Below are 22,200 nucleotides of genomic sequence, written 5' to 3' on the forward strand. Positions count from 1 at the left end.
CAAAGCCACACCTCGGCCGGTCGGCGAGCTCACTATTCAGGGAGTGTCAGCACCATGTACGGGCATAAACGCAGCCAACATTACGGTTGCATCGGGGTCGGTGTCGGCCCCGCGAATCTGAGCCTTGCGTCCCTCCTCCACGGAGACGAGGCGATTCCCAATCTCTTCCTCGATCAAAAGGAATGCTTCACCTGGCACGACGGGCAGCAGCTGCCCGACACCACGCTCCAGGTGTCGATGCTCAAGGACCTGGTGAGCCTCGCGGATCCCACCAACCCGTTCTCGTTCCTGGCGTACCTGCACGACCAGGGAAGGATCTACCACTTCATCAACGCGCAGTTCGACGCGATGCCCCGTCGGGAGTACCGCAACTACCTGCAATGGGCGAGCGAGCGGAACGAGAACGTCGTCTTCGGGGAGCGCGTGCTCTCCGTGGACTTCGACAAGACCTTCGTCGTGGAGACCGACCGCCGGACGGTGACCGCCGACAACGTTTCCATCGGCGTGGGCACCAGCCCATGGGTCCCGCCCCTGGCCGAAGGCCTGCTCGGCGACGACCAGTTCCACGTCTCCGACGTCGTGGCGAAGGCGCGGAACCTCGGCGGGAAGCGCGTGTGCGTGGTCGGCGGGGGCCAGTCGGGAGCGGAGGCGTTCCTCGACCTCATCTCCCGGCCGCCCGGGGAGCGGCCGCGGCGCGTGTCCTGGATCGCCCGGCGCCGCAACTACTTCCCCATCGACGACACACCGTTCACCAACGACTTCTACATGCCCGGCTACTCGGACCACTTCGCCCTCCTCGACAAGCCGATCCGCCAGAAGCTCAACGCGGACCACGTCCTGACGAGCGACGGCATCTCCGAGGCCACGCTGCGCGAGATCTACCAGCGCGTCTACGTCCACCGGTTCACCGAGGACACCCCGGACCTCGCCGCGCTGCTGCCGGGCCGCGAGGTCACGGACGTCACGCGGGGCGCCACGGGCGCCTGGTCCGTGGAGCTCCGGGACATCGACCACCCCGCCGATGCCACGCACGTCGACGCCGACGTGATCATCTGGGCGACCGGCTTCCGCCCGGCTCCGATGACCGTCCTCGAACCGATCGCCCACCGCCTGGAGCGCGAGGACGGCGAATACCGGATCGACAAGAACTTCGCCGTGCAGTGGGACGGCCCCGCCGGCCACAACGTCTTCGTCCACAACGCGGCCCCGCAGCAGCGCGGCCTGGCGGACCGCAACCTGAGCCTCATCGCCTGGCGGAGCGGGCGGATCGCCGACCGGATCCGCGGCGTCCGTGGCGACGAGCAGCTGGACTCCTTCATCGAATGGTCGGCCAAGTGCGGACTGCCCGAGACGATGCGAGAGGTGCAGACGTGACCGACGTCGACATCGCCGTCATCGGCGGTGGAATCATCGGCGCTCTCGTCGCCCGCGAGATCACCACACGTGCGCCGCGGAGCCGGGTGACCGTCATCGACCGCGACGTCGTGGCGAGCGGTGCGACCAGGCGGTCGGCAGGACTGCACTTCCCCCGCGGCGCGACGCCGCGGGTCCGGGACATGGCGGGCCGCAGCCAGACCTTCTACGAGGAGCTCCTCGGCGGCGAACCGGCCCTGCCCATCCACCCGCTGGCCCTGCACGTCCTCTCCTCGGACGCGGCGGCCGTCGAGCGCGACTACCTCGGCGGGGCCGGCCTCGTACCGACCCGGTCCGTTCCCGGGGGGCTGGTCACCGCGCCGGAGGGGACTTCGCTCTGGACCGGTCGGGGCTGCCAGTACGCCGATGTCGGGGCGCTCACCGAAGCCCTGACCCTGCGCTTGCGCCCGCGGGTCGCCTTCCGCGAGGGGACTGCGGTCACCGCGGTCGAGCCCGGTCCGTCCGCGGTGACGCTGCGACTGTCCACCGGCGAGACGCTGACCGCCGCCAAGGCCGTACTGGCCCCCGGGCCCTGGATCGCCGACCCCGCATGGCGGTCGCTCGTCGAGCCGCTCGGCGCCCGGGTGAAGAAGATCGTCGCCCTGCACGTCGACAAGGCGCCGCAAGCGCACGACGGCGCCGTCGTGTTCGAGGACCACGACGCCTTCCTGCTCCCGCTGCACCACCGAGGCCACTGGCTCTTCAGCTTCACTTCCCCGGAATGGGACGTGAAGCCCGACGAGATCACCGCAGGGCTGTCGGCGGCCGATCTGGCTCAGGCGCACGCGGTCCTCGCACACTACGCGCCGGACCTGTCCGCCCACGCCACGTCGGGCCGCGTCTTCTGCGACGCGTACAGCCCCGCGCGGGAACCGCTCGTACGAGCCCTCGACGACGGCGCCCGCGTCGTCTTCGCCGGCGCCGCCAACGGCTCCGGCTACCGGCTCGCCCCCGCCATCGCCGCCGAAGCCGCCGATCTACTGCGCATCCGCACGGCACAAAGGAACCCAGCGTGATAATCAGCCACTTCACCCCTCACGAACTGTCCGACGCGTTCGGCATCGAGATGAGTTCGGTCGCCGGCTTCCGCCCCGGCGCCGGCTGGGGCCGGGTCGTGCCCGGAGGCAGGAGTGACGCGCATCAGCACGACGAGACGGAGGTCTTCGTCATCGTCGAGGGCACCGGCGAGCTGGTGGTCGACGGCGAGCGCACCCCCGTCGGACCCGGAACGGTCGCGATGCTCGAACCGTTCGAGACCCACGTCGTCGAGAACACGGGCACGGAGGACCTCGTCTTCTTCGACATGTACTGGCGTGACCCCGCGCTCGCGGCCCGGGCGGCCGGCGGCGCGGCCGCGGAGCGGCGCCGCTTCGGGCAGCGCCCGGTCTTCGTCTTCTCCACCCCGCCCACCCCCAACGGCGACCTCCACCTCGGCCACCTCTCCGGCCCGTACCTGGGCGCCGACGCCTTCGTGCGCTTCCAGCGCATGAACGGGGTCGACGCCTGGCACCTCACCGGCAGCGACGACTACCAGAGCTACGTGGTCGACCGGGCGGAGCGCGACGGCCGGGAGCCCGCCGAGACCGCCGCCCACTTCTCGGCCGAGATCGCGGCAACGCTGGCGTTGATGGACATCCGGCCCGACCAGTACACCGTCACGGACTCGGACGCGGACGCGACGTACCGGGACGGCGTCCGCGCGTTCTTCTCCCGTGTGGCGGCCTCCGAAGCGGTGGCCCCGCGCGAAATGCCCGCGCTCTTCGACGCCGAGACCGGCGACTACCTCTACGAGGTCGGGGTCGGCGGCATCTGCCCCGGCTGCGGGGTGGGGACGAGCGGCAACATCTGCGAGGAGTGCGGCGAGCCCAACGTCTGCGCGGACCTGGCAGACCCGCGGACCCGGCGCTCCGGCGAGGCCCCGCGGCTCGGTACGGCCACCCGCCACAGCCTGCCCCTGCACGAGTTCGCCGACGCGGTCGCCGCCCACCACAACCTGGGGCGCGTCCCGGCGCGGCTGCGTGAACTCGCCCAGCGCGTCTTCGCGCGGCCCGAGCTCCACCTGCCCCTCACGCACCCTTCCGACTGGGGCGTACCGCCCGCCGAGGCGGGCGCCGAGGGCCAGGTCGTCTGGGTGTGGCCCGAGATGGCGTACGGCTTCCTGCACGGCATCCAGGCCCTGGGACGCGGCCTGGGCCAGGACTGGCGGGCCGGGGAGCCGCAGCAGGACTGGAAGATCGTGCACTTCTTCGGGTACGACAACAGCTTCTACCACTCGCTCCTCTACCCCGTGCTCTACCGGCTCGCCCACCCCGGCTGGGAGCCGGACATCGACTACCACGTCAACGAGTTCTACCTGCTGGAGGGGCAGAAGTTCTCCACCAGCCGCAAGCACGCGGTGTGGGGCAAGGACGTCCTCAGCGCCGACACCGTCGACGCGGTGCGGTTCTTCCTCGCCCGCACCCGTCCCGAGGGGCGTCGCACCAACTTCGATCCGGCCGTCTACGACGCCGTGCTCGGTGACACGTTGATCGGCACCTGGCAGCGCTGGCTGGGCGACCTGGGCACGCGGATCGCCGACCGGTACGACGGGCAGGCACCGGACGCCGGGGTGTGGACGCCGGAGCACACGGCGTTCCTCGACCGGCTCACCGTGCGACTGGCCGCCGTCACCCGCAGTCTCGGTCAGGACGGCTTCTCCCTCAACCAGGCGGCCGAGGAACTGAACGGCCTGGTCGAGGACGTCCTGCGGTTCACCGAGGCCGAGTACGCCGTGGCCGGCATCGGCCGCTGGAACGACCACACCAGGACCACCGTCGCCCTGGAGCTCGCCGCGGCGCGACTCCTGGCGCGCGTCGCGGCCCCCGTCATGCCCCGCTTCGCGGACCGGCTGGCGGCGGCACTCGGCATGGAGGAGGCCCTCGGCACGCAGGACGCGGCCACCTGGCCGCGCACGGTGGAGCTGCTGCCGGCCGGCACGAAGGTCGCGCTCGTCGACGCGGTCTTCTTCCTCCGGTCCGACTCCGAGCGGAGCGCCGATGTCTGACCCGACCGCGGGAACCGCGGGAACCGCCGCCGGCGACCGGATCACCGATGTCGTCAACACCCTGTCGCTCGTGGAGAACACCGACAGCCGGCACCGCCTGTACTACCGGGACGCGGACGAGGTGCGCTCCCTCACCCTGGCCGACCTGGACGCCCGGGCCGTCAGGGTGGCCCGCCGCCTGCGGGCGCTCGGCGTACGGGCGAAGGACCGCGTCGGCATCCTGGCCCCCAACAGTCTGGAGTGGGTGCTGCTCGACCTCGCCGTCATCAAGCTGGGCGCGGTCACCGCCGGGTTCGAACCCGGGCGCTTCGACCCGCGGCACCTGCCGCGGGAGTACGGCCTGAGCCTGCTGTTCACCGAGGGGTTGGACGACGGCGGCGTGCTGCGCGACACGGCGGCCGTCGCCGCGTGGGCCGACGAGGCCCCGGAGGCGGGAGAGGGCGGGGAGTTCCCGTTCCACGAGGGGTACGACCCCGCGGACATCCTGGCCGTCAAGTTCACGTCCGGGAGCACCGGCGTCCCCAAGGGCCTGGAGGCCACGGTCGCCAGCGTGAACAGCTCCCTCCACGAGGTCCAGGGGATGTTCGCCCACGGCGACGGCGACAACGTGATGACCTTCCTGGGCAACTGGTTCATCCAGCAGCGCTACTGGATCTACTCGGGACTCGTCCACGGCCACGACGTGACCCTCGCCCGCACCGACAACGCCCTCGACACGGCACGGAGGACGGCACCGACCGTCATCATGGGTGTTCCCGGCTTCTACGAAGGCGTGAAGGCCGGGCTCCAGGCCCGGGAGGAGCTGCCCGAGGACGCCGAAAAGCGCCGGGACCTCATCCAGGCCGAGCTCGGCGGGCGCGTCCGCTACCTGTGGACGGGATCGGCACCGGCGAGCCGTACGCTGCTGGAGTTCTTCAACGAGGGCGGCGTGCCCCTCTTCGAGGGATACGGGCTCAACGAGACCTGCATCGTCGCGAAGAACCACCCCGGCGCCTTCCGCCTGGGCAGCGTGGGGAAGGTCCTGCCGAACAAGACGGTGAGGTTCGACCGGGACGGGATCCTGATCGTCGGCAGCAGGCACCCGGTCAACCACCGCTACACGTGGTGCTCCCCGGGGACCAACGAGAAGATGTTCCTGCCCACCGGAGAGGTGAAGACGTACGACGTCGGCACCCTGGACGAGGACGGCTACCTCTACATCCACGGCCGTGTGGACGACGTACTGACCGTCAGCGGTGGCTACAACGTCCTGGCCCCGCTGGTCGAGGAGAAGATCCGCCGGCATCCGGCCGTGCACGGCTGCGTGCTCTACGGCAACGGCGAGGAGTTCCTCTCCGCGGTGATCTCCCTCGCGTCGGCGGATGCGGACCTCGCCTCGCTCGGCCGGCACGTGGCCGAGGTCAACGCCGGTCTGATGACGGAGCAGCGCGTCCACGCCCTCGTGATCGCGGCGGAACCGTTCTCGATGGAGAACGGCCTGCTGACCACGCAGTTCAAACCCATACGACGGGACATCCACCGGCGCTACGAAGCCGAGTTGTCCCGTGTCTACGAAGAGGCCCTCGCGGCCGCGAGCCCGCCCCCCGCGGATGACCCCCTCGTCATCGTGGCACCAGGGGCCGGACCCGAGTACGCACCAAGTGAAGGAAGTTAACGTGAGCTGGGAAAACCTGTCCGATCTCGTCCTGTCCAACGAGCGGGTCGAGCTGCGCCGCATCCGGGTCACCGACCGCGCCGAGTTCGAGCACATCGTCTACGACGAGGAGATCTGGCGTTACTTCGTGAGCCGGATCGAGACGCCCGGCGAGCTGGACGCGTTCCTGGAGAGCGCGATCAAGGACACGCTCACCGGAGTGCGCAACGTCTTCGCGATCATCGACCGGGAGAGCGGCAGGATCGTCGGCAGCAGCGCGTACGGCAACCTGGCGAAGGCCGACCGCAGGCTGGAGATCGGCTGGTCCTGGGTGGCCACGGCCATGCGGGGCACCGGCGTCAACCGGGCCGCGAAGCTCGCCCTGCTGGACCACGCGTTCGACGTCCTCGAGTGCGAGCGGGTCGAGTTCAAGACGGACGTGCTCAACGCCACGGCCCGCAAGGGGCTGGCCGGGCTGGGCGCGCACGAGGAAGGCGTCCTGCGCAGCTTCAACTACATGCCCGGCGGACGCCGGCGCGACGTCATCTACTACAGCATCCTGCGCGACGAGTGGCCCGCCCTGCGCAAGGAGCGCTTCGCGGCGTTCAGCACCGAGGCCGGAGCCTGATCGTGTCCGTCATCCACGATCAGGCGCCGGACGCGGGCGGTGCCGTCGCGGCGACCGAGGACTTCTTCTTCGACGTCGGCGGGCACCGGCTGGCCGCCACCACGGTCCGCACCGTCGGTGGCGCCGCGCCCGACGTCGTGCACCTGCACGGACTCGGAACCACGGCGACCCGGCACGGCGTCCGTTATCTGCTCGACGACCTGGCGGCACACGGCCACGCGTCACTGACCTTCGAGTTCTCGGGCAACGGCGACAGCACCGGAGTGATGGCGCAGGCCACGCTCCGCCGGCGCAAGGAAGAGACCCTGGCCGCCGTCGGCCTGCTGGACGGCGAACGGCGCCCGGTGCTCATCGGCACGAGCATGGGCGGGCACCTCGCCTCGTGGGCCGTCCCGCAGCTGAGGCCGCGCGCCCTCGTGCTCTTCTGCCCGGCCGCCTACCCGGCGGACGCCGCCGACGACGCCTTCGGTGACGGCACCCGTCCCGGCAACCACGCCGACTCCCCGGCCTTCGCCGGCATCGGGGAGTTCGACGGCGACCTGCTGATCATCGGCGCCCGCCAGGACCAGGTGGTGTCCGAGGCCACGGTCGACGGCTACCTCGCGCACGCCACGAAGGCACGTTCGCGCCGGGTGATCTGGCTCGACTGCGACCACTTCATCCACCGGTGGCTCCCGGAGCAGGACGCTGTGAAGACCGAAGTGCTGGACGCGCTGCGCAGCGTGGTCACCGCCGGCACCCATGAGCCGGCCGACCGGCTCGCGAACGAAGAGGGGGATACCGAATGAGCAACGAACCGAACATCCTGCGACGGCACGACCTGGAGAGCCTCGCGGCCGTGGAGCGGGCCTTCCACACCGGTCCGCTCAGCGAGGCGGTCAAGACCGCGCCGGAGCTCGACCGGCGCAAGGGGCTCACGCTGGAGGAGTTCGAGCGCGAGTACCGGCACAAGCTGCGTCCGGTGATACTGGAGGGCTTCGTCGAGGACTGGCCCTCGGTGCGGACCTGGTCGTTCGACCACCTCGCCGAGCGCTGCGGAGACGTCCGCGTGATCGTGGACAGCTACAACACCAAGGCGGCCCGCGAGGCGACCGTCGCGGAGTTCGTGGCGATGCTGAAGGAGGGCGAGCGCGACGACGCGGCTCCCGTCTACCTCCAGGAGTGGTACTACCAGACCACCGCTCCCGAGCTGGCCGACGACATGCCGGAGATGGACATCGCGCAGTACGACTTCCGTCGCAACCTGTACGGGGAGACGGCGTCGACCAACCACCAGCTGTGGCTGGGCCAGAGCGGCGGCGTGACCCGTCTCCACCAGGACTCGTACTCGGTCGACGTGATGCACGCGCAGATCGTCGGCGAGAAGCTCTGGTACGTCATGGCCCCCGGGGCCGAGGTCCTCGCCGACACCGAGGAGGACTGGAAGGCCCTGTGCGAGTCGCCCGGCACCGAGCTGATGCAGTTCACGATGAAGCCCGGTGACGTGCTCTACCTGCCGGCGAACTGGTACCACCGCATCGAGCTGCTGAGCGACTCGATCGGCCTGGGCCGCAAGTGCCTCGACGAGGCGAACCTGCAGACGCACATCCGCCAGCGGATGGGCGAGCTGCTCGCCCTGGCCCTCAACCCGGACGAGGTCAGGCGCACGCACCCCGAGCTCGTCGACGTGGTGCTGATGCGCAGCCGCGCCTGGGCGAACCGCATGAACATCGACCTGGCCAGGCTGCGTCCGTAGCCGGACGACGCGATCCGGCCGGCAGTCGTCAAGCCTTGAGGGGAACGAACGGAAGTGGCACAGAAGCACGTACTGCTGGTCGGAGGACCAGGCAGCGAACTGGACAAGCTGGAGAAGCTCGGCGTGCGCTACTCCATGATGCAGATTCCGGAGCGCGTCAGCGAAAGGCAGTTCGCGAACGCCTCCCACTACGCCGTCATGGACTACCGGAACCTCGACGAGGTCCTGGCAGTGGCGAAGGCCTGGCACTCGGTCGACCCGTTCGACGCGGTGGCCTCCTTCACCGAGTACGGTCTGTACCCGGCCTCCCGGTGCGCCCGCGCGCTGGGCATACCGGGTGACAACCTGACGGCGGTGGAACTGACCCGGGACAAGACCAGGACCAGGGAGCTGCTGGACCGGCACGGCCTCAGCCCCGTCCGGCACCGCCTGTGCGGCACGCCCCTCGAAGCCGTGCGCTTCATGCGGGAGCTGGGCGAGGTGCCGGTCGTGCTCAAGCCCCGTGACGGCGGGCTCAGCGAGGGCGTGTTCCTGGCGGAGACGGAGGAGGAGCTGGCCGAGCGCTGGGAATGGACCCGGCGGGCCACCGACGGCCCCGTCCTCGTGGAGGAGTTCCTGACCGGCCCCGAGTTCAGCGTGGAGTCCTTCTCGGTGGGCGGCCGGCACGAGATCGCCGCCGTCACCGAGAAGGTGATCACCCCGATGCCGCGTTTCGTGGAGACCGGGCACCAGGTGCCCGCCCGACTCGACGACGCGACCCGCGCCGCGATCGAGGGGTGCGTGACGGAGTTCCTGACGCTCATCGAGCAGAAGGACGGCCCGGTCCACACCGAGCTGCGGCTCACCGCCGCCGGTCCCCGGCTCATCGAGGCGCAGACGAGGGTCGGCGGCGACCAGATCTGGGAGATGTGCGAGATGGTGAGCGGGGTGGACCTGATGGCGGAGACCTTCGCCACGCTGCTCGGGCTGCCCCGTCCGCCGCGCACGCCGAGGGCGGCCGCGGCCGCGATCCGCTTCTTCTCGTACGAGGACGTGCGCGTCGTCGGCGTGGACGGCGTCGCGGAGGCCGGTGACGCGCCCGGCGTGGTCAGGCTCCAGTGCGAACTGGAGCCCGGCCGGGAGCTCGGCGCCCTCACCTCCTCCACCGCCCGCCAGGGCTATGTCCTGTGCACCGGGGAGGACACCGACGGGGCCGTGGCCAACGCCGAGCGGGCGCGCGACCTGGTCCGGGTCAAAACCGAACCGGCGCGCTGATTTCCTTCGGAAAAATGACCGGAACCAGTGACAACCGCTTCCGGAAATGCATAAGATCAACTTGACCGGCAAACAGGCAGGTCATTGCACATCGGGCGGACGAGAAAACACCATCAGTGTGATCTCGTCCGCTCGCTTCGAAGGGGTACCTCTCATGAAGAACATCGTGCTGATCGGTGGGCACGATGAGACATTCACGCACTGCGCGGACCTGCCGCTGACATTCAGTGTCGTGCAACTCGCGGGTTCGATCGGGCCCAATCTGCGCGCTCTGACCGATGACATTCACCCGGTGGGCGACCTCGAGGTGGAAACCGTCGTCGACGCGGTCGGTGCGATTCTGGCGGACAAGCGCGTGGACCATGTCTTTTCCTTCACCGAGGACGGTTTGCTTCCGGCTGCCGTCGCGGCCGGCCATTACGGCCTGCCCGGAATATCCGAGTCCAGTTGTCGGCTGTGCGTGGACAAGAGTCTGATGCGCGACCATCTTCGCGGCACCGAGTTCGACGTCGCCAGTGCGTCGTGCGGAAGCGCGGCGGAGGTCCGGGAATTCCTGCGCGAGAATCCGGCCGGTCTCGTCCTGAAGCCCCCCGCGGGCTCGGGCAGCGAGGACGTGTTCGTGATCCATGACGAGGACGACCTGGTCGCAGCGGTGACAGCGCTCGGCGAAGGGCCGTTCTCGATGCTGGCCGAGGAATATCTCCCCGGCCGTGAGGTCAGCGTCGAAACGCTGACGATCGACGGGCGGCACCGGCTTCTCGCGGTCACCGACAAGACGCTCTACCGTGACACACTGGCGGAGACCAGGCATATCGTCACCCCGGATGTCGTGAATTCCGGAACCAGGGAGCTACTGGCCGAATTCTGCGCCCGCCTGCTCACCCTCATCGGCCACGAACACGGCCCGTGCCATATCGAGCTGAAACTCGACGGGGACCGCATTCGGTTGATCGAGATCAACAATCGGGTCGGCGGTGACTATGTCGGCCTCCTCGCGGAGCTGACCACCGGTGTGAGCATGATCCGGGAGACCGTCCGCTTCTTCGCGGGCGAGTCGGAGCCCGCGAGCGCACAAGGCGATTACGATTTCGCCTCGTCCCACCTCTTCTACGAGCCGGTCGACCAGGACGTTCTGCGGGCGAACCTGGAAGACGTCGACATCCACCGGCTCCACATCGGTGCCGCGGCCCCCGAGCGCCACGGCCCGGTCGTCAATGACGACAAGATCGGCTGGGTTGTATTCGCCGCCCGAGACCGGGCCGCGTTCGACAAGGCCGTCGAATACCTGAGGCACGGATTCCTCTAGAGGAAAGAATTCCTTTACCGGAATCACCCGCCGGACGCGGGACGCACACCGTCCGGCGGGATCCTTCCCGGTCCATCGACCGGAGAACACACGATGACGCGAGACCGCGTCCTCCTTCACGGGTGCTCCGCATCGGCGCGCCCCTCCCGGTGCTGCGCCGACGCGCCCCGATGCCCCCGTGAAGGTTTCTGCGACCAACGAAACGGAAGACAGCGTTGAAGATCATTTCCAGGAACGACATGGAGACCCTCCGCGAGGTGGAGGTCGACGGCGTCGTCCACAGCCTCGGCGTGGTCAAGATGTTCGCCAAGGAGCCCGACCTCGCGAAGTTCATCCCGGACGCCAACAACCTGGCGATGAGCTGGGTGCGGCTGGAGGCCGGCGAGGAGCTCGCGGTCCACGAGCACCCGGAGGCGAGCCTGATCCTGGTCTGCGAGGGCACCGGACAGACCATGGGCGCCGTCGAGCAGGACGTGGTTCCGGGCGACATCGTCATGGTCCCGAGCCACGTCCCCCACGGCTTCCGCGGCACCGGTACCGGCTACTGGGCGCTGTCGATCCAGTTCAACGGCCAGGCCCTCTACGAGGACCTCGAGCGCCCGAACGCCGCCTTCCTCGGCACCGGTGAGCAGCCGGTGCTGGTGGACGAACTGCTCGCGGCCAACGAGGCGTACGTCGAGCAGTTCCGCAACAGCACGCTGCTGCGCCTGCTGGACGAGCCCGCCATCAAGGACGACGACGTCCTCGACCGCATGCTGGACTGCCAGCAGGCCTGGTCGGACGTGTTCCAGGACCTGCTGCACCTGCGGGTCGCCATGAGCGAGGACCCGGCGCACAAGGAGGTGGCGCTGGACCACCTGCGCGAGGAGCTGGGGCACAACAACAACCTGCGCGAGCAGCGCGAGGGAACCCAGCGGCCGGTCTCGGACGCGGAGTTCGACGCGGCCATGCAGTGGTTCAAGTCCGAGATGCTGCGCCGCAGCGACATGGTGCGCACGCTGCTGATGCACCTCGTGCTCGAGGCCAGCGGTGAGGTCTGGCACCGTGAGGCTGCCCGCGTCTTCGTGGACCTGCCGCACTTCCGGGACCACGGTGAGGACGACGGTGACCACGTCCTCCTCGGGCTCGACCTGCTGCGCGGAGCGGGCGCCGCGGACGCGGCGGAGCTGCGGGAGAGCCTCCGCGAGGGCTGGCGGATGATCACCCTGCTGTGCGACCGGATCGCCGCCTTCGCGACCACCGAGCCTGTCGAGGCCGTCGCTCGATGACGCAGTCACTCGCCCGGCTGTTCTGGTTTCCGGTGCCCAGGCCGGGCGAGGACGCTCGGCTCAGGTACGCCGCCAGGTGGCAGCACTGGTACGACAGGGCCTGCGGGGACGAGCGCTCCGCCGCCGCCGAGCCCTCGCTCCACCGGGCCGTCTTCCGGGTCGTACGCCGCGACCTGTTCCTCGGGCTGCTCGCAGCCGCCGTCAACGGGGCGGCGGCGTACGGGGCGGCTTCCGCCCTCCGGACGCTGCTGCACCGGCTGACGGACGACTCGGCCCAGCTGTCGTCCCTGCTGGCCTCCGGCTCCGTCTGCGTCCTGCTCACCCTCGTCGCCTGGCTGGCCCTCAATCACACGACCTTCCTGGCCGAGGTCGTCGCGGTCGGCGCACGGGTCTACGTGGAGAGCCGCATCCTGCTGCGCGGCAAGGGCCGCGGGCAGAACCTGACGGTCCCGCTCGAACGCGAGGCCGCGCGGGTGGAAGCCGCCTGGGCGAGCCTGGTGATGGTCGCCCTGGTCCTGGTCACCGTCGCCTACTCGATGACGTTCTTCCTGGTGGCCCTCGGGGTCGCCGGAGTCACCGCACTGGCGATCACCCTGCTCAGCGCGGTCGTGGTCTACGGCGTCGCCAAGCGTCTGAACACGACGTACGACGAGCTGTCGGCCCGATCGGCCCGCCGTGTCGAGGTGGGGACCTTCGCCGTCGACAACACGGTGACCGCCTGGCTGCACAACTGGACCGACGACCTCGCGCGGCGGTACACCGACCGCCGTGCCGAAGAGGAACGCTCCCTCAAGGGCGCCGCCCGTCTGATGGCACCGATCAGCCTCCTGGCCACGATGACGCCGCTCATCGCCCTGCTCGGGGCGGCACTGACCCAGCTGGCCGTTCGCGGGCACGTGGACGTCACCGGTGTGCTCGCCTCCATCGCGGTGGTGGGCGGTCTGCGATCCGCGGCCAACGCGCTTCCGGACCTGGTACAGGACATCGCGCGCGGAGTGTCCGGACACCGTGCCGTGGCCCGGCACCTCGCCGAGGAGCCCGGCGTGCCCGACCTCCCTTCGGTGCCTTCCGTGGCCGCGGGCCGCCACATCGCCATCGTCGGCGCGGCGGGCAGCGGCAAGACGTCGGTGCTCAGGGCCGTGGGCCGGACGGCCGGCCTCGACGGCGCGCTGTTCGTCCCCGACGAACCATGGACGGTCCCCGGCGGCCTCCGGGAGAACCTGATGCTTCACCGGCGGGACCGCAGCGACGAGGAGGTGCGGTCCGCGTTGACGGCCTGTCGGCTGCCGGCGGAGTTCCTCACCGGGTACCGGACCGGCGAGCCGCCCCGGAGTTGGGGCGTGTCGCGCGGTCAGGGCAAGCGGATCGAGCTGGCCCGGGCTCTCCTCGCCGGCCCGGCGCCGGTCCTCGTCGACCAGCCCACTTCAGGGCTCGACGACGCGCTGGCCGACGGCCTCCTGGCCGCTCTGCTGAGCGGTCCGTGGAAGGACACCACCGTCGTCTACGTGACCGACCGTCCCGACGAGCAGGAGGCCGCGGACGAGGTCTGGACGGTCGCCGACCGCACCGTGGTGAAGGTGGAGACCCGGACCGGCGCCGGCCCGAAGGCGGCGCCCGACGTCACCGCGCCGCCGGTGGAGGAGGTGGCGGCGGAGGAGGTGGCGGCGGAGGCGCCGGTCCCGGCGGTCGCCTCCCCGGCCCCCGGAGCGAGCCGCAGGTCCTCGACCGTGCGGAGTCTGCGCCGCTTCGGCATCGGGCGGATCTCCTTGATCGCCCTCGTCCTGCTGGCGAGCCGCGAAGCGCTGACCATCGTCGGCGACTACGTGGTGGCGGGCGGCCTGCTGGCCGCGGACATCCGTACGGCCGCGCTCTGGCTGGCGATCGCCATCGGCGGTGGCGCGCTGCTGTCGATCGGCGGGACGCTGCTGCTGACGATGCGCACCATCGCCGCGGCCTCGGCCCACTGCGTGGGCTATCTGGCCGGTCTGATGAACCCGCGCCACCACGCGGCCTACCGCGAGCGCATCGCGCAGGACCGGCACGGAAAGATCACCTGGGATCAGCGCCGGGTCGACGAAACCCTGCCCTCGCTGCTGCTGGAGACCCTCAGCGCCGCGGCCATGCTGACGGCGACCGTCCTGTACGTGGTGGTGAGCAGCCCGGTGGTCCTGGTGGCGCTGGCCGTCATCCTGGCCGCGTACCTCAACAGCGCCAAGCGGTCCGGTGAGGTCCTGGGGGCGTTCAACACCCGCGAGGTGACCGCCACGGCGGCCCTGTTCGAGCAGGTCAACGCGCTCGACCGGGACGGCGGGCGGTTCGAGACCACCACGGACGGCGCCCGGGCGATGTTCGAGTGGCTGCGACCCGGCGTGGCGGAGCGGGCCTTCGCCACGCTCGACAACGCCGCAGCGCGCAGGTGGTTCAGTTACAAGCTGGACCTGCTCGGCCTGACCTTCATGGCCGTGGTCGTCGCCGCTTCGGTGTGGGCGCACCTGCTGGGAACGGTGAGTGCCGGCATGGTTCTCGGGGTCGGCCTGTGCTACAGCCTGATAGCGATCTTCGGCCGGCTGGGGCGCTGCGCGATCGAGCTGCGGCAGGTCCTGGACAGTGCCGACCGGCTGGCCCTGCCCGCTGCTCCGGTGGGCTCCCCGACCCGGGCTCCGGGGGCCGACGGCGCGACGCTGGTGTCGTTCTCGGCCGTGACGTACGTGAACCAGCGCGACGGCACCGCCCTGCTGGAGGACTTCAGCGAGTCCTTCGACACCGGGGACGTCGTGGTGATCACGGGACCGAGCGGCATCGGCAAGTCGACCTTCGCGAATCTGGTGATCGGTCACCTGCGCCCCGCCAGTGGCACGGTGGCGACCCTGGGCTCCGGCAGCAGCTACCTGGCGGGCCCGCACCGCGGCGAGATCCTGTTCCTGACCGCCGCCCCGGTCTTCCGTCCGGGGCCGCTGGCGAACCACTTCGCCGGGGCGGACCCGGCGGAACTGGAGCGGTTGGCCGAGCGGCTCGCCCTGTCGGACGTCGTCGGGCGGCTGCCGGGCGGGTTCTCCGGGACGGCGCCGGTCACCGGCCTGACCGAACTGAGCAAGTCGGAGCAGCAGAGACTCGCGCTGCTCGGGGTGCTCTCGTCCCGGCCCGCGATCGCGATCTTGGACGAGGCCACCTCGGAACTCGGTACGGACGAGGAGGTCGCCCTGATGGCCACGCTGCTCGCCGAAGCCCCCGGGACGCTGTTCTTCGTCATCACCCACAACCGGAAGCTGGCCGCGCTGGCCACGCGACGGTTCCACTTCACCAGCGAGCGGCGCCTGGTCGCCGCGGAACGGAGCGACCGGTGACCACGGTCGAGGTCCAGGCCGAGGCCGCGCGATTCGCCCCGTGGGAGGCACAACGCACGGCGTTCTGCGCCTCCCACGGCGTCGCGGCGCCGACCCTGCGGCTGCGGGAGATCGCCCACTGGGCGGCGGTCATGGACGGCGCCGGGCAGGCCGGCGATCCGGTGCACGACGACATCGCGCATCTGGCACCGGGCTACTTCTACCTGCCGGTGTCCGAGGAACCGGACGAGGACCGGCTCGCGCGGCTGCTGGCCGAGGCCGGGGACGCCGACTGGCTGCTCCTGCCGTCGGTCCCCGGCGTCCCGACGGCTCTCGAACTCGACCACGTGGCCGTGGGGTTCATGCCGGTCGCGTACTTCCGGGTGGACGGCGACCTGGACCGGTGCCTGCGCTCGGCCGTCGGCAACGGGCAGTACAAGGACATCGCCCGGCGGACCAGGAAGGCCGAGCGTCTGTACGACACGGTCTTCCACCGCCTGTCCGACCTGGTCGACCGCCCCGGCCCGCTGGAGGACTTCGCCCGGCTCCAGGCGAACAACGTGGCGAAGTACGGGCACAGCAAGAACCTCTACACCGCCGAGATCCTGCGCGGACTCGCGGCGTCGCCGGCAGGTCGGGACTACCACCTGAAGCTGAACCGCCGACGCGACGACGGCGCGGCGCTCTACGGGTCGCTCAGCTACGCGGACGACCGCAGCGGGGTCTTCGCGCAGCTGGTGCAGGGCCAGGACGAAAGCCTGAGGGAACCCGGGCTCAACCTCTACATCACCGACTACTACCAGCTCTACAAGTTCGCCGACGAACTCGGATTCACCACGCACTGCCTCGGTCGGGGCGCGGTGCAGGCCAAGCGCCGACTGGGCGCCAACCACGTGACCGAGCTGGTGAACGTGCTGGTTCCGATCAACACGCAACGACGCGCGGCGATGGAGCGATTCGCCGCGACGGTCGCCACCTGAAGGAGGAGAAGACACTCATGTCCCATTTCGATCTGAAGCAGCTCCTGGAAGCCGACCACCCCGTGTTCGGAGAGGCGTCGGCGATCAACTACCCGGCGTCGTCGTTCGCGCTGCAAGAGGTCCTGCGCAGCACGCTGATGGAGCGCTACGGCTTCCCGGCCGACTTCCGGCTGGACAAGATGCACAAGTACGTCGAGGCGTCCAAGATCGCCGAGAACTCCGAGGATTCGGGCCACTGGACCCACCCGATCCAGGAGCTGGGCGCGCCGATGGTCGCGGAGTACCACCGCTTCGTCGGCTGGCTCAGCGACCACCTCGGGTTCGACTTCGTCTTCGAGAACAACCCGCTCGTCCGCTTCCACATACCGAACCGGTTCGACGACCGTTTCCGGCTGTCCGACGGCGAGATCTTCTCGCACCATTCGGACACCATGCTGGGCGACTACTTCCAGCAGGTGAACTGCTGGCTCCCGTTCTGCGACGTGAAGGAGACCGGAGCACTCAGCGTGTGCTCCAAGGAGACCAGCCTGACGACGCTGGGCCAATTCATCGACCAGCACGAATTCGCCTACGCGGATTACAAGAGCAGCCGGCCCCTGTTCTTCGAGTACATGCGGGAACACCCCGAGCGGCTGGCCGCGATCCGGGCCGACACCATGCCGGTCAACATGCGCTACGGCCAGTGTCTGCTGTTCGACCCCCGCACCCTCCACGGCACCGCCGAGAACATCAGCGACAGCACCCGGGTCAGCATGGACTTCCGGATCATTCCGCTCGCCGCCTACGACGCCATCATGGCCGAGCTCGACGCCACCGGTACCGCCCCCAACAGCTACGACGGCGACAGCCTGATCCGGGGCGAGTTCTACTGCGCCGACACCGCGCGCACGGCGGTGCGGGCGTGAGCGAGTTGATCGCCTGGCAGGACGGTTCCTTCACGCGGACCGACGAGGTCCGCGTGTCCGCGCAGACGCATTCGCTCTCGTACGCCACGTCGGTGTACGAGGGGATCCGCAGCTACGGCGGTTCCGTGTTCAAGCTCGCGGAACACCTGCGGCGGCTGCGCCGCTCCGCGGATCTGTTCGGGCACGCGGTCGGCCACTCCGACGAAGAACTCGCCGCGGTGTGCCACCGGTTGCTGGAACTGAACGGGCTCACGGACGCCTACCTGAAGATCCTCGTCTACTACGACGACGCCGACGTGAGCTTCATGGGGCGGGGATGTGCCAGCAGGACCGCGGTGTTCGCCCTGCCGTTCCCCTCGCACGGCCCCGGTCGCCGGGTCCGCCTGGCCACGGCCGAGTGGCGCCGCCCTCCGGCCGCCTGCCATCCGTACCAGGCCAAGACCTCGTCGACGTACGCCCTCAGCTATCTGAGCTACCGGAACAAGCCCGCCGACGCCGACGACGTGCTGTTCCTGTCGACCGAGGACCGGGTGTGCGAGTCGAGCGGCTCCAACGTCTTCTTCGTGGCCGGTGACGTCGTGGTGACCCCCACCACCGAGCTGGCGCTGGACGGCATCACCCGACGGACCGTCATCGACGAGCTGCTGCCCGGACGCACGGTGCAGGAACGCGATGTCCACTACGCCGAACTGGCCGATTTCGACGGCGCGTTCCTGTGCGGCACCGCCATCGAGATCGCCGAGGTGGAGGCGGTCGACGGCATCCGCTTCCCCGGATCCCCGCTGGTGGCCGAGATCGTGCACGCGTACGGAAAGCTCGTCCGTTCCTCCTGATGTCCCACGAAAGTCCGCCCGCACCCCCGAGGGCTCCTGCGGTGGCGTCCGCCACGCAGAGAAATTCCTGATCCGGATTCCTTACCGGAACGGTGAAGGCGAGGAGAAAACATGATTGAAAGCGGGGTACTCGACATGGAGACGCTGCTTGCGGAATCGGTGTCGCCCGGCGTGGCCGGCGGGTCCATGGTGAGCGCGGAAGCGACCCCGGACCGTCGGTCCGGGCACGAACTGGAGCGCGCTCTGGACCTCTGGGAGCACGCCTCGGCGCCGTTCCCCTTGGATGAGGCGGTCGCCTACTACCAGTCGACGGGCCGCCACCGCGTACGACCGGACCTGGTCCGGCGGTTGGAGGCCGTGAAGGCCGCCCCCGGGACCGATGCCGCCGTGGCCGCGTGGCTGTCCATGGCGGTCGACCAGGCGGACGGCACCTATGCGACCTATTACGGCCAGGACTATCTGCACCACTTCGTGGGCGACGACACGGCACGGACGGACGCGATGATCACCGCCGTGGTGGCGGACCTCGCGGAGTTGGAGGCGTCGGCCGCCGTGGGCGCGGCCCGGAGGTCCCCCCAGGAGGCCCGTGCCCGTGCGGCCACCCGCCTGCTGACCCGGCTGGCCTATCTGGCCCCGCAGGCGACCCCTGACCGAGCGGGGATCGCCCTCGTCCTCGCCAAGGCGGCGGAGGACAGCGGCGCCTTCGCCGCCGCGACGGCCCGGGCCGCCGCCCTGGCGCGCGAAGCGGTGCCCGCGGAGATCGCGTCGGCTGTCCGGCGGTCCCTCGTGCCGACGACCCGCCTGCATGACGAACTGATGTTCATTCGGATGATCCAGATCTTCGAGGGGATGTACCAGCAGATCGCCACCGCCGTGGCGACCGCGATCCGGTGCGTCGAGTCGGGCGACGGGCCTGCCGCGTCGCGCCGGATCGGCCGGGCGGCGGACCGCATCGAGGCGGTCTCCGCCCTCTTCCGGGTCCTGACGACCATGCCCGTCGACGCCTTCTCCGTGATCCGCGGCTACACCTCCGGCCGCAGTGCGATCCAGTCCGAGTCCTATCGCCGCGTCATCGACCTGAGCGGCGGGACGGCCGAGGCCGGCCGACCCACCCTCGAAGCGGCCTTCCTGGCCCACCGGGACGAGCTCGCGGAGGCCGACGCCCTCGAGCACGCCATGCTCCGCCTGGACCGCGGCTGGAGCCTGATGAAGCGCAGCCACTGGGGCATCACCCTGAAGATCATCGGCGAGGTGTCCGGGACGGGTGGCACCGACGGCGCCTCCTACCTCCGCACGGCCGTGGACATCCCGCTTTTTCCGACCCTGACGAGAGTGACGACAGCATGAGTGAGACCTACGAGCGGGTGCGCAGGCAGATCATGGGCCACATCGTGTCCCAGTCGATCGTCGCCGTGTGCGAGGCCGGCGTACCCGACGCCCTCGCGGACCGGGCCCGGTCCGCGGCGGACCTCGCCTCCGAACTCGGCGTGGACGCCGACGCCCTCAGCCGCTTCCTGCGGGTGCTCGCCGCCGAGGGCCTGTTCCACGTGGAAGGGGAGGCGTTCGCGCTCACCGACGCCGGCCACCTCCTGCGCACGAGCGTGGACGGCTCGCTGCACCACCTCGTCAAGCTGATGTCCGGAGAGGCCTACCAGGTGTGGGGTTCTGCCTCCCACTCGCTCCGCACCGGCACCCCCGCCTTCGACCGCGTGTTCGGCTCGCCCTACTTCGAGTGGCTGGCCGACCATCCCGCCGCCGAGGAGGAGTTCGCCAACGCGCAGGCGGGCCTGGTCGAGCTCCGCCTCCTCCCCCTGCTCGAACGCGACTGGTCGACCGCGGCCACCGTGGTGGACGTCGGCGGCGGCAACGGTGCGCTGGTCTGCCGCCTCCTGGAGCACGCGCCCCACCTCAAGGGCGTCGTCCTCGACCTCCCCCACATCGCCGAGGAAGCCGCGCAGACGCCGCGCACGCCGGACGTCGCCTCCCGGCTCACGGTGACGGCGGGCAGCTTCTTCGACGGGGTCCCGCAGCAGGCCGACGTCTACGTCCTCTCCCAGATCCTCCACGACTGGCCGGACGACAAGGCGCTGGACATCCTCCGCAATTGCCGGAAGGCGATGTCCGCCGACGGCACGCTCCTCATCGTCGAGCAGGTCATGCCTTCGGAGGCGACCCACCACCCGATGGCACTCCTGGACCTGCACATGCTCGTCCTCCTCGGCGGGCGCGAGCGCACGGCCGAGGCCTGGCGGGATCTGCTGGAGCGGGCGGGCTTCACCCTGCACTCGATCACCCCCGGACCGAAGTCCTGCCTGATCGAGGCCCGTCCGGCCGCGGGCGGCGAGGCATGACCCCGCATCGGCTCTCCCCGTGCCCTGTTCACCCCCAACCCGAGGACGTGATGACGGATGTCTGAATCCGAACTTCCCGATGTGACGCACGTGATGGTCGGCTTCAGCATCTCCATGCTCGCCGACCTGGAGAAGCTGCTGCCGGCGCGCAGCGTCCTCGTCGTAGAGGAACCGGATGTCATCGCGGCCCGCGAGATCCAGACCCACGCGACGGGCTACCGCTGCTTCGCGGGCGTGGTGCCGGCCCCGATCCAGCGGGAGGAGTCGATGCACCTCGTCATCGAGGCCGTCGACCGTCCGCACCGGGTACGCGCCGTCATCCCGGGTGTCGAGTACGGCGTGATCGGCGCGGCCGCGCTGGCGGAGAGCTGGAGCCTCCCCGGCGCCGGCCTGGATGCCGCGCGGACCTTCCGGAACAAGATGCGGCTGCGTACCGCGGCCGGGCACGCCGGCATCACCCAGCCCCGCTGGGTGCAGGCGACCGGTCCCGCCGACGTGGCCTCCTTCCGCGCCCGGCACGGCGGACACTGCGTGCTGAAGCCCGCCAACCGCCAGGCGAGCCTCGGCGTGCTGCTGCTGGACCCCGAGGACGATGTCGAAGCGGCATGGGCGGAGGCCGTCGCCGCGGACAAGTTCGGGCTGAGCGCCCGTCAGGGCATCGAGCCCCTCTACATGGTGGAGGAGGTGGTCCGCGGCTCCGAGGTCAGCGTGGAAGTGCTGGTGAAGGACGGGGAGCCGGTCTACTCGAACATCACCGCGAAGACGGTGTTCGGCGGGCGCAACCCCGTTGAGCAGGGACAGACCGTTCCGGCCTCTCTGCCCGACGTCGCCGTGAAGGCACTCGACGACTCCGTCACGGCGCTGATCCGGGAGACCGGGTTCCACACCGGCCTCCTGCACTCCGAGTGGCTCCTCGCCGACGGCCACACCCCGCACCTGGTCGAATGCGCCGCCCGGCTGCCCGGCGACAGCATCGACACCCTGATCGACCTCTCCTACGGCGGCTCCCTGCTCGGGGACGTGCTGAGCGTCCTCGGCGGCGGCGAGGTCTCCCGCTCCCGCTCGCTCGTGGGCGGGGCGGCGATCCGGTTCATCGACGCGGCGCCCGGGGTGGTCCGCGGCATCACGGGCGTCGACGCGGCGAACGCGGTGCCCGGCGTCCGGGAAGTGGAGCTGGACGTCGAGGTCGGGGACCGGATCGGACTCGTCAGGAACTCCTGGGACCGGTCGGGCCATGTCCTCGCGGTCGGCCGTGACGGCGTCGAGGCCGCCGAGCGGGCGGAGCGGGCCGTCGCCTGCATCACCATCGAGACGGCGGCACCCGCCGACCACTGACTCCGCGCTCGTGACGGCCCGCCGGTCCATCCGGCGGGCCGTTGCGGCTTCTGCTCGCCGGGGGCCGGATGCGCGAAGGACCCCTGTACGCCATCGGGCACGGCGCGATGGGGCCCGGCGGAGTACCAGAGGGAACCGTGCACGGCCGCTTGGCCGGCGGGTCCGGCAGACCCGCCGGCACCGCCTGCGCGAA

The 22,200-nt window shown here is 70.3% G+C and carries 17 protein-coding genes; all 17 read left to right on the forward strand.

Features of this window, described 5'->3' with window-relative positions; translation table 11 throughout:
• The first annotated feature begins 54 nt into the window (after nt 1-54).
• The 17 genes from ACIQ5Y_RS02755 (at nt 55) to ACIQ5Y_RS02835 (ending at nt 22,007) form a co-directional block, all read left to right on the forward strand.
• Nucleotides 55-1,374, forward strand: a complete 1,320-nt coding sequence (locus tag ACIQ5Y_RS02755) for a lysine N(6)-hydroxylase/L-ornithine N(5)-oxygenase family protein (RefSeq protein ID WP_403874249.1) — start codon at nt 55-57, stop codon at nt 1,372-1,374.
• Nucleotides 1,371-2,429: an NAD(P)/FAD-dependent oxidoreductase gene (locus tag ACIQ5Y_RS02760; protein ID WP_403874251.1), complete on the forward strand. Its 1,059-nt coding sequence runs from the start codon at nt 1,371-1,373 to the stop codon at nt 2,427-2,429. Before ACIQ5Y_RS02755 ends, ACIQ5Y_RS02760 begins: the two co-directional genes overlap by 4 nt.
• Nucleotides 2,426-4,456, forward strand: coding sequence for a class I tRNA ligase family protein (locus tag ACIQ5Y_RS02765; RefSeq protein WP_403874252.1), 2,031 nt, complete (start codon nt 2,426-2,428; stop codon nt 4,454-4,456). Before ACIQ5Y_RS02760 ends, ACIQ5Y_RS02765 begins: the two co-directional genes overlap by 4 nt.
• Nucleotides 4,449-6,110 (forward strand): AMP-binding protein, encoded by a 1,662-nt coding sequence (locus tag ACIQ5Y_RS02770; protein WP_403874254.1) that lies wholly within the window; start codon nt 4,449-4,451, stop codon nt 6,108-6,110. The genes ACIQ5Y_RS02765 and ACIQ5Y_RS02770 overlap by 8 nt, the downstream gene beginning before the upstream one ends.
• A 1-nt stretch (nt 6,111) precedes the next feature.
• On the forward strand, nt 6,112-6,717 hold the full coding sequence (locus tag ACIQ5Y_RS02775; protein WP_403874256.1) for a GNAT family N-acetyltransferase: 606 nt from the start codon (nt 6,112-6,114) through the stop codon (nt 6,715-6,717).
• 2 nt (nt 6,718-6,719) lie between these two features.
• Complete coding sequence (locus ACIQ5Y_RS02780; protein ID WP_403874258.1) at nt 6,720-7,505, forward strand: alpha/beta hydrolase; 786 nt, start codon at nt 6,720-6,722, stop codon at nt 7,503-7,505.
• Complete coding sequence (locus ACIQ5Y_RS02785; protein ID WP_403874260.1) at nt 7,502-8,452, forward strand: cupin-like domain-containing protein; 951 nt, start codon at nt 7,502-7,504, stop codon at nt 8,450-8,452. The genes ACIQ5Y_RS02780 and ACIQ5Y_RS02785 overlap by 4 nt, the downstream gene beginning before the upstream one ends.
• Before the next feature lie 54 nt (nt 8,453-8,506).
• Nucleotides 8,507-9,706 (forward strand): ATP-grasp domain-containing protein, encoded by a 1,200-nt coding sequence (locus tag ACIQ5Y_RS02790; protein WP_403874262.1) that lies wholly within the window; start codon nt 8,507-8,509, stop codon nt 9,704-9,706.
• Between the two features lie 154 nt (nt 9,707-9,860).
• Nucleotides 9,861-11,012, forward strand: a complete 1,152-nt coding sequence (locus tag ACIQ5Y_RS02795) for an acetyl-CoA carboxylase biotin carboxylase subunit family protein (RefSeq protein WP_403874264.1) — start codon at nt 9,861-9,863, stop codon at nt 11,010-11,012.
• A 239-nt stretch (nt 11,013-11,251) separates the two neighbouring features.
• Nucleotides 11,252-12,280 carry a cupin domain-containing protein gene (locus tag ACIQ5Y_RS02800; protein ID WP_403874266.1) on the forward strand — a complete coding sequence of 343 codons (1,029 nt, stop codon included), beginning with the start codon at nt 11,252-11,254 and terminating at the stop codon, nt 12,278-12,280.
• The gene (locus ACIQ5Y_RS02805; RefSeq protein ID WP_403874268.1) at nt 12,277-15,624 is read left to right on the forward strand and encodes an ATP-binding cassette domain-containing protein; all 3,348 of its coding nucleotides are present in this window, start codon (nt 12,277-12,279) and stop codon (nt 15,622-15,624) included. Before ACIQ5Y_RS02800 ends, ACIQ5Y_RS02805 begins: the two co-directional genes overlap by 4 nt.
• Nucleotides 15,621-16,583: a hypothetical protein gene (locus ACIQ5Y_RS02810; protein ID WP_403874270.1), complete on the forward strand. Its 963-nt coding sequence runs from the start codon at nt 15,621-15,623 to the stop codon at nt 16,581-16,583. The genes ACIQ5Y_RS02805 and ACIQ5Y_RS02810 overlap by 4 nt, the downstream gene beginning before the upstream one ends.
• Before the next feature lie 17 nt (nt 16,584-16,600).
• A complete protein-coding gene (locus tag ACIQ5Y_RS02815; protein WP_403874272.1) occupies nt 16,601-17,488 on the forward strand; it encodes a phytanoyl-CoA dioxygenase family protein in 888 nt (295 codons plus the stop codon).
• Complete coding sequence (locus ACIQ5Y_RS02820) at nt 17,485-18,321, forward strand: aminotransferase class IV (RefSeq protein ID WP_403874274.1); 837 nt, start codon at nt 17,485-17,487, stop codon at nt 18,319-18,321. Before ACIQ5Y_RS02815 ends, ACIQ5Y_RS02820 begins: the two co-directional genes overlap by 4 nt.
• Nucleotides 18,322-18,432: 111 nt before the next feature.
• Complete coding sequence (locus tag ACIQ5Y_RS02825; RefSeq protein WP_403874276.1) at nt 18,433-19,668, forward strand: hypothetical protein; 1,236 nt, start codon at nt 18,433-18,435, stop codon at nt 19,666-19,668.
• Complete coding sequence (locus tag ACIQ5Y_RS02830) at nt 19,665-20,672, forward strand: methyltransferase (protein WP_403874278.1); 1,008 nt, start codon at nt 19,665-19,667, stop codon at nt 20,670-20,672. The genes ACIQ5Y_RS02825 and ACIQ5Y_RS02830 overlap by 4 nt, the downstream gene beginning before the upstream one ends.
• A gap of 57 nt (nt 20,673-20,729) precedes the next feature.
• Nucleotides 20,730-22,007 (forward strand): ATP-grasp domain-containing protein, encoded by a 1,278-nt coding sequence (locus ACIQ5Y_RS02835; RefSeq protein WP_403874280.1) that lies wholly within the window; start codon nt 20,730-20,732, stop codon nt 22,005-22,007.
• Nucleotides 22,008-22,200 lie beyond the last annotated feature (193 nt).

It is taken from the genome of Streptomyces sp. NPDC096339 (assembly GCF_044762985.1).
Classification (GTDB): domain Bacteria; phylum Actinomycetota; class Actinomycetes; order Streptomycetales; family Streptomycetaceae; genus Streptomyces.

What these genes read in the sequence shown, in the direction of transcription:
- ACIQ5Y_RS02795 (WP_403874264.1), top strand. Translation starts at nt 9,861, where the DNA reads ATGAAGAACATCGTGCTGATCGGTGGGCACGATGAGACATTCACGCAC.
- ACIQ5Y_RS02770 (WP_403874254.1), top strand. Translation starts at nt 4,449, where the DNA reads ATGTCTGACCCGACCGCGGGAACCGCGGGAACCGCCGCCGGCGACCGG.
- ACIQ5Y_RS02805 (WP_403874268.1), top strand. Translation starts at nt 12,277, where the DNA reads ATGACGCAGTCACTCGCCCGGCTGTTCTGGTTTCCGGTGCCCAGGCCG.
- ACIQ5Y_RS02800 (WP_403874266.1), top strand. Translation starts at nt 11,252, where the DNA reads ATGGAGACCCTCCGCGAGGTGGAGGTCGACGGCGTCGTCCACAGCCTC.
- ACIQ5Y_RS02815 (WP_403874272.1), top strand. Translation starts at nt 16,601, where the DNA reads ATGTCCCATTTCGATCTGAAGCAGCTCCTGGAAGCCGACCACCCCGTG.
- ACIQ5Y_RS02825 (WP_403874276.1), top strand. Translation starts at nt 18,433, where the DNA reads ATGATTGAAAGCGGGGTACTCGACATGGAGACGCTGCTTGCGGAATCG.
- ACIQ5Y_RS02755 (WP_403874249.1), top strand. Translation starts at nt 55, where the DNA reads ATGTACGGGCATAAACGCAGCCAACATTACGGTTGCATCGGGGTCGGT.
- ACIQ5Y_RS02830 (WP_403874278.1), top strand. Translation starts at nt 19,665, where the DNA reads ATGAGTGAGACCTACGAGCGGGTGCGCAGGCAGATCATGGGCCACATC.
- ACIQ5Y_RS02785 (WP_403874260.1), top strand. Translation starts at nt 7,502, where the DNA reads ATGAGCAACGAACCGAACATCCTGCGACGGCACGACCTGGAGAGCCTC.
- ACIQ5Y_RS02835 (WP_403874280.1), top strand. Translation starts at nt 20,730, where the DNA reads ATGTCTGAATCCGAACTTCCCGATGTGACGCACGTGATGGTCGGCTTC.